Genomic DNA, 7,500 nt, shown 5'->3' with positions numbered 1-7,500 from the left:
GTTAAGCGTTGCAGACGCATATCTAAAATTGCCTGTGCTTGTTTCTCACTTAAGCCGAAACGTTCCATTAAACCTTGTTTTGCAATATCAGCTGTTTTTGAACTACGGATTAACGTAATGACTTCATCAAGATGATCTAAAGCGATTCGTAATCCTTCTAAAATATGAGCGCGCGCTTCTGCTTTCTCTAACTCATAGGCAGTACGTCTGCGGATCACGACCTTCTGGTGCTCTAAATAATAATATAAATTTTGTTTTAAATTTAGAACTTGTGGCTCTCCATTTACAAGAGACAACATGTTAATACCGAAACTCGTTTGAAGTGCTGTATGTTTATAAAGATTATTTAATAGTACATTTGCATTTGCATCGCGACGTACTTCCATAACAATGCGCATACCATTTCGATCCGATTCATCACGTAAATCTGTAATACCTTCAATTTTCTTATCACGAACTAATTCTGCAATTTTTTCAATTAAACGTGCCTTGTTAACTTGATAAGGTAGCTCAGTTACAATAATAGATTGTTTACCGTTGGCTCTCTCTTCAATTTCAACTTTAGCACGAATTATAATAGAACCACGGCCTGTCTCGTAAGCTCTTCGAATTCCACTTCGCCCTAAGATTAAACCTGATGTTGGGAAGTCTGGTCCAGGAATATATTCCATTAATTCCGCGATAGTGATATCAGGGTTATGACTTAATGCCAACACACCATCAATTACTTCTCCAAGTTGATGCGGTGGAATGTTTGTTGCCATACCAACCGCAATACCCGTCGTACCATTGACTAATAAGTTAGGGAAACGCGCTGGTAATACAACTGGTTCTCTTTCAGAACCATCGTAGTTATCTTGATAATCAATTGTATTCTTTGTAATATCGCGTATTAATTCCATAGAAATCTTAGACATTCTTGCTTCTGTATAACGCATCGCCGCCGCTGAATCTCCATCAACAGAACCGAAATTACCATGTCCATCAACAAGCATGTAACGTTGACTAAAATCTTGCGCCATACGTACCATTGTTTCATAAACAGCTGCATCACCGTGCGGGTGATACTTACCAATTACTTCACCGACAATACGCGCCGACTTCTTATATGCTTTATCAGCTGTAATTCCTAAATCATTCATCGCATATAAAACCCTACGATGAACTGGTTTTAATCCATCACGAACATCTGGTAATGCACGAGACACGATAACACTCATTGCGTAATCTAAAAATGAGGTACGCATTTCATGACTAATATTAATTTCTCGAATTCGTGCTTGTTGTTGATTGTCTGACATCAACGAGCACCTCCTCTTACATTTCCGTTACACATACATTGATTTATATGTAGAAGACAGGAATACTTAGATTCCTGTCATTACTCACTTAAATATCAAGGTTTTTCACGTATTTTGCATTTTCTTGGATAAAGTTACGACGCGGCTCTACTTTATCACCCATTAAAATTTCAAATGTTTCATCCGCTTCAATTGCATCTTGAAGGGAAACTTGAAGTAACGAACGTACTTCTGGGTCCATTGTCGTCTCCCACAGCTGAGTTGGATTCATTTCCCCTAGACCTTTATAACGCTGAATCCCAGGCTTAGGTTGAGCTGGTAATTCAGCTAGTATTTTTTCAAGTTCTTTATTGTTATAAGCATATTGAATTTTTTTACCTTGTTGTACTTTAAACAACGGTGGCTGTGCGATATATATATAACCACACTCAATGATTTGACGCATATAACGATAGAAGAACGTTAATAATAGGGTACGAATATGCGCACCATCAACATCGGCATCTGTCATAATAATAACTTTATGATATCGAGCTTTTTCAATATCAAAATCCCCACCAATATTTGTACCTATTGCTGTAATAATTGTACGAACTTCATCATTTGATAAAATCTTATCTAAACGTGCCTTTTCAACGTTAATAATTTTACCCTTCAGTGGTAAAATCGCTTGGAAATGACGATCGCGTCCTTGTTTTGCAGATCCGCCCGCAGAGTCACCCTCCACGATATAAATTTCGCTAATTGCTGGATCTTTAGAAGAACAATCAGCTAGCTTCCCTGGTAAACTTGAAACTTCTAGAGCACTCTTTCGGCGCGTTAGTTCACGCGCCTTTTTAGCCGCTACACGTGCACGCGCTGCCATAGTCCCTTTATCTATAATTTTACGTGCAACATTGGGATTTTCTAGTAAGAACTTTTCAAACGCCTCTGAGAATACAGACTCTGTAATCGTTCTCGCTTCACTATTTCCAAGTTTCGTCTTTGTTTGTCCTTCAAATTGTGGATTTGGATGCTTAATTGACACGATTGCTGTTAAACCTTCACGAACATCTTCACCAGTTAAATTACTATCCGCATCTTTTAAAATATTATTTTTACGACCATAATCGTTAATTACACGTGTTAGAGCAGTCTTAAAACCTACCTCATGTGTACCGCCTTCATACGTATGAATATTATTCGTAAATGAATAAATATGATTTGTATAGCCTTCGTTATATTGAAGAGCAACCTCAACCTGAATCCCATCTTTTGAACCGTCAACATATACAGGTTCTTCATGAATCGGTTGTTTTGAACGATTTAAATGTTCAACATATGATTTAATTCCACCTTCATAATGGAATTCTTTCTTTTGCTTATGTTCACGCTTATCTTCAATTGTTAATTTAATATTACGATTTAAAAACGCCAACTCACGCATACGAGTAGCTAATGTATCAAATTCGTATTCTGTCGTCTCTGTAAAAATTTCTGCATCTGGCTTAAAGCGCGTGATCGTTCCTGTACGATCAGTTTCACCTATTACTTTTAAATCCGCAGCTGGGATCCCACGTTCATATTTTTGATAGTGTATTTTTCCATCTCGATGTACAAATACCTCTAATTCTATTGATAAAGCATTTACAACAGATGCACCTACTCCATGCAAACCACCGGAGACTTTATAACCGCCACCGCCAAATTTACCACCGGCATGGAGTACTGTCATAATAACTTCTACAGCGGGACGTCCCATTTTCTCTTGAATACCAACTGGGATACCACGACCATCATCTGTTACAACAATACTATTATCTTCTTCAATACTGACATTAATTTCATCACAATATCCCGCTAAAGCTTCGTCAATACTGTTATCAACTATTTCCCATACGAGGTGATGAAGACCTTTTCCACTTGTAGAACCGATATACATACCAGGACGCTTACGAACCGCTTCCAGTCCTTCTAACACCTGGATCTGACTTTCATCATATGCATTTTCCTGCATTTGCTTTTGTTCCATTGACACAAAGATCACCTACTTTTCCATTTAAACAGAAATTATTTCCTGTCTATTTCACAATCTACCGTGCCGTTCGTTACATGAATTGTTTTCGCTTCTTTCAATGTTTCGTGTTCAATTCCGTCGACACTCGTCGTCGTCACAAAGGTTTGTACTTTTCCTTGAATTGTATTTAGCAGATGCGATTGGCGATAATCATCTAATTCTGATAACACATCATCTAGTAAAAGGATTGGATATTCCTTAACCTCTGAGTATATCAATTCAATTTCAGCCAATTTTAGGGATAGTGCGGTTGTTCGTTGTTGTCCTTGTGAACCAAAGACTTGAACATTTTTACTATTAACGAAGAAGTGTAAATCATCACGATGAGGACCTAGTAAAGTTGTACCACGAAAAATTTCACGTTGTTTCACAGATTGAAAACTTTCATAGTATACTTCTTTTATTTTCGACAAATCCATTGATTCTGATACATCTACACTTGGTTTATAAACAATTTCTAACTCCTCTAATCCCCTGCTAATCCCGCGGTGAATTGGAGCAGCCCATTCTTGTAGTAAATGCAAAAACTCAAAACGTTTTCGCAAAATTTTTGCACCATGCTCAATAAGTTGAAGTGTAAATACATCCAACATCGTTTCCTCATTTTTACTATTCCCTTGCATCTTCTTAAGTAAATGATTTCGTTGCGTGAGTACCTTTTGATATTGACTTAATTCATACAAATAGACCGGAGCTATTTGTCCAAGTTCCATATCCAAAAAGCGTCTTCGTACTTGGGGGCTTCCTTTTACAAGATTTAAATCTTCTGGGGCAAACATAACAACATTCATTTCACCAATATACTGGCTCAATTTTTGTTGTTCTAACTGATTTAACTTTGCCTTTTTACCTTTTTTTGAAATATTTAATTCTAAGGATAATGAACTATTTCGCCTTTGTAATCTACCTTTTATATTACCATAATCCTCATCCCAACGAATGAGTTCACGATCGTTCGAAGTTCTATGGGATTTCGCCATCGCCAATACATAAATAGCTTCCATCAGATTCGTTTTCCCTTGCGCATTTTCACCAATAATTACATTGACTTTATCCTCAAAGGAAAGCTCTAAATGCTCATAATTGCGATAGTTTTTTAATTGTATCTCTGTAATAAACAAAGGGATCCCCCTTTATGCCTGAACTTGGAAAGTTCCGCTTCCCGGAATTTCAACAACATCATTTGCATATAACTTTCGGCCTCTTCTATTTTCAAGTTCTTGATTCACATATACTTCATATTCTTGTAAGAACCATTTCACAGCGCCACCTGTATCAATTACATCAGCTAACTTTAAAAATTGTCCTAGTGTAATGTATTCTGTTGAAATCTTAATAAGTTTCATAAAATCGCTCACTTTCTGAAAGTGTTCATTCTTTCATTGTACTAAATAAACTAGCATTAGGAAAGTAATACCCTACAAATCAAATAAGGGTCACTAGTACCTTTACACTAGCAACCCTTAATCCTTACTTAGTAAGTACGGACTGGTAAAATTAACTGGATAATAGAATTATCATTTACTGTGCGAATTAAAAACGGTCTCATCGCTCCAGTAAAACTAACTTTAATTTCTGTACTATCTAAAGCTTTTAATGCGTCCATCATATATTTTGCACTAAAAGATATTTTTAATTCTTCTCCATCTACATTTTCACATTGAACCTCTTCTACTACTTTCCCGATTTCTGGTGCATTCGAAGAAATCTCTAACATCTGTTGTTCTAATGTTGATAATTTAACAACGTTGTTACGACCATCTCTTGCTAATAGCGACGCACGATCAATCGCTTGTAAAAATTCTTTTGTATTTACAAATATATCAGTTTTACTTTCAGCTGGAATTAAACGCGTTGTATCTGGATAATTTCCTTCTAATAATCTTGAGAAGAATAATAAATGTTTTGTACGGAATAATACTTGATACTCCGTAATAACGATATCTACCATTTCTTCAGATTCATCTAGAATTTTACTTAATTCACTTAAGCTCTTACCAGGAATAACGACATTCGCTTGAAATTCATCGGCAATATTATACCCTTCGATTTTTGCTTTACGAAGTGCTAGCCTGTGACTATCTGTTGCAATGCAAGTTAGCTCGCTGTTATATACCTTCCAGTTTACACCTGTCAAGATCGGTCTTGTTTCAGAACTTGAAACTGCAAATACTGTTTGACGAATCATGTGTTTTAGTAAATCTGTTGGAATCTTAAATACATGATGTTCTTCGATTTGTGGTAATAACGGATATTCAGCAGCATCTAAACCATTTAAGTTGAACTCTGATTTTCCAGATTTTATTTTTGTCATAAAATGATTTTCCACAGAAATTTCGACAGTTTCTTTAGGTAATTTTTTTACGATCTCACTAAAATACTTTGCTTGTAAAATAATACTTCCTGATTGTTCAATTTCCACAATTTCTTTTCCAGCATCTTCGACTGGGATAAATGATTCGATAGAGATGTCTGCATCACTACCTGTTAAAGTAACTCCTTCTTCAGTTGCTACAACTTTAATTCCTGTAAGAATTGGAATTGTTGTACGAGAAGAAACTGCCTTCATTACATCTTGTACACTTCTTACAAGATAGTCTTTTTGTATTGTAAAACGCATAACGAAAAACCTCCGGTAAGTATAAGATTTTATTTATTTAATAAAGATAAAAAAGTAGTAGTAATAGTAATAGGGCTTGTGGATATGTGGATAACCCTGTTTAAAGATGTAAAAACAGTCTATCTACATGTGGATAGACTGTGCGTAAAATAAGCTAAGTTATTCACACTATTCAGCTACTACTATTTTAAAATATCCTTAATTTCTTCAACGTGTTTTTGTAATTGAGTATCCGTTTTTAATAGCTTCGAAATTTTTTCGTGAGCATGGATTACTGTTGTATGATCGCGGCCACCAAATTCTTCACCTATTTTTGGCAAAGATGAGTCCGTAAGTTCACGTGATAAATACATCGCAATTTGGCGAGGGAATGCAACGGATTTTGTCCGTTTTTTTGCTTTGAAATCTTCTAACTTTACCTGATAGACGCCTCCAACAGCCTTTTGAATATCAGAAATAGAAATAATTCTAGGTATAGAGTTTGGAATAATATTTTTAAGCGCTTCAGCCGCTAAATCAGCATTCATATCTTTATTAATTAAAGATGAATAAGCTACAACTCGAATAAGTGCACCCTCTAGTTCACGAATATTTGAATCGATTTGATTTGCGATATAAAGCATAACTTCATTTGGTATATCAAGACCTTCTGCTTTTGCTTTTTTACGTAAAATTGCGATTCTAGTTTCTAAATCTGGTGGCGTAATGTCCGTAATTAACCCCCATTCAAAGCGAGAACGAAGGCGATCTTCTAAAGTTGGGATTTCTTTTGGTGGTCTATCGCTTGAAATCACAATTTGTTTACTTTCTTCATGTAACGCATTAAATGTATGGAAAAACTCTTCCTGCGTTTGTTCTTTTCCAGCAAGAAATTGAATATCATCTATCAATAAGACATCTACATTACGATATTTATTACGAAAATCGACAGCTTTATTATCACGAATTGAGTTAATAAATTCATTTGTAAATTTTTCAGATGATAAATATACAACTTTTGCATTCGGGTTGTGTTCAATTACATAATGCCCAATTGCGTGCATTAAATGTGTTTTTCCAAGTCCAACGCCCCCGTAAATAAAGAGCGGATTATAGGCTTTAGCTGGTGCCTCAGCTACAGCTAAAGAAGCAGCATGTGCAAAACGATTACCAGAGCCAATAACAAATGTATCAAATGTATATTTTGGGTTTAACATACTCTGTGGTAAGTGATTAGACTCATCATGTGCGTGTTTTTGCTTAACAGAAGGGAGATCTATATCCTCTTCTGCCTGACTTTGGGGAATGATAAAACGAATAGCTAGTTTTGCCCCTGTTAAATCATAAAGTGTTTCGGAGATTAGTTCCGAATAATGAGATTCTAGCCAGTCACGAGCGAATTCATTTGGAGCTGTAATCGTTAATACATCTTTTTTCAAGTTATGAGCAGTTGTTGATTTTAACCAGGTTTCATAACTTGGCTTGCTTACCTTTTTTTCTAATTCTTTTAAGGCACTATTCCATAAATCAGAGATATTTTCCAA

6 protein-coding genes (1 of these 6 only partly in view) are annotated in these 7,500 nt (G+C 35.7%); all 6 read right to left on the bottom strand.

The features are described from left to right. Positions 1–1,301 carry the 5' portion of a DNA gyrase subunit A gene (gene gyrA, locus MHI07_RS00030; RefSeq protein ID WP_016106804.1) on the bottom strand. 1,171 nt of this gene lie to the left of the window's left edge, so only the first 1,301 of its 2,472 coding nucleotides appear in the window; it begins with the start codon at positions 1,299–1,301; its stop codon lies beyond the left edge, outside the window. Positions 1,302–1,389: 88 nt separating this feature from the next. Continuing rightward, positions 1,390–3,312 (bottom strand): DNA topoisomerase (ATP-hydrolyzing) subunit B, encoded by a 1,923-nt coding sequence (gyrB, locus tag MHI07_RS00025; RefSeq protein WP_033710559.1) that lies wholly within the window; start codon positions 3,310–3,312, stop codon positions 1,390–1,392. Between the two features lie 38 nt (positions 3,313–3,350). Further along, positions 3,351–4,478 (bottom strand): DNA replication/repair protein RecF, encoded by a 1,128-nt coding sequence (gene recF / locus MHI07_RS00020; RefSeq protein ID WP_016106803.1) that lies wholly within the window; start codon positions 4,476–4,478, stop codon positions 3,351–3,353. Between the two features lie 12 nt (positions 4,479–4,490). Further along, complete coding sequence (yaaA, locus tag MHI07_RS00015) at positions 4,491–4,703, bottom strand: S4 domain-containing protein YaaA (protein WP_002159661.1); 213 nt, start codon at positions 4,701–4,703, stop codon at positions 4,491–4,493. Between the two features lie 128 nt (positions 4,704–4,831). Next, positions 4,832–5,977, bottom strand: coding sequence for a DNA polymerase III subunit beta (dnaN, locus tag MHI07_RS00010; RefSeq protein ID WP_002068698.1), 1,146 nt, complete (start codon positions 5,975–5,977; stop codon positions 4,832–4,834). Between the two features lie 182 nt (positions 5,978–6,159). After that, positions 6,160–7,500, bottom strand: a complete 1,341-nt coding sequence (dnaA, locus tag MHI07_RS00005; protein WP_002144554.1) for a chromosomal replication initiator protein DnaA — start codon at positions 7,498–7,500, stop codon at positions 6,160–6,162.

Origin of the sequence: Bacillus sp. FSL H8-0545, from assembly GCF_038006105.1 — a bacterium.
Lineage (GTDB): Bacteria > Bacillota > Bacilli > Bacillales > Bacillaceae_G > Bacillus_A > Bacillus_A cereus_U.
Note: the sequence above shows the minus strand (reverse complement) of the source record. Positions and strands in the feature narration are given on the sequence as shown.

Excerpts from the sequence above, each read along its gene's own strand:
- gyrB (WP_033710559.1), bottom strand. The coding sequence starts at position 3,312 with ATGGAACAAAAGCAAATGCAGGAAAATGCATATGATGAAAGTCAGATC.
- yaaA (WP_002159661.1), bottom strand. The coding sequence starts at position 4,703 with ATGAAACTTATTAAGATTTCAACAGAATACATTACACTAGGACAATTT.
- dnaN (WP_002068698.1), bottom strand. The coding sequence starts at position 5,977 with ATGCGTTTTACAATACAAAAAGACTATCTTGTAAGAAGTGTACAAGAT.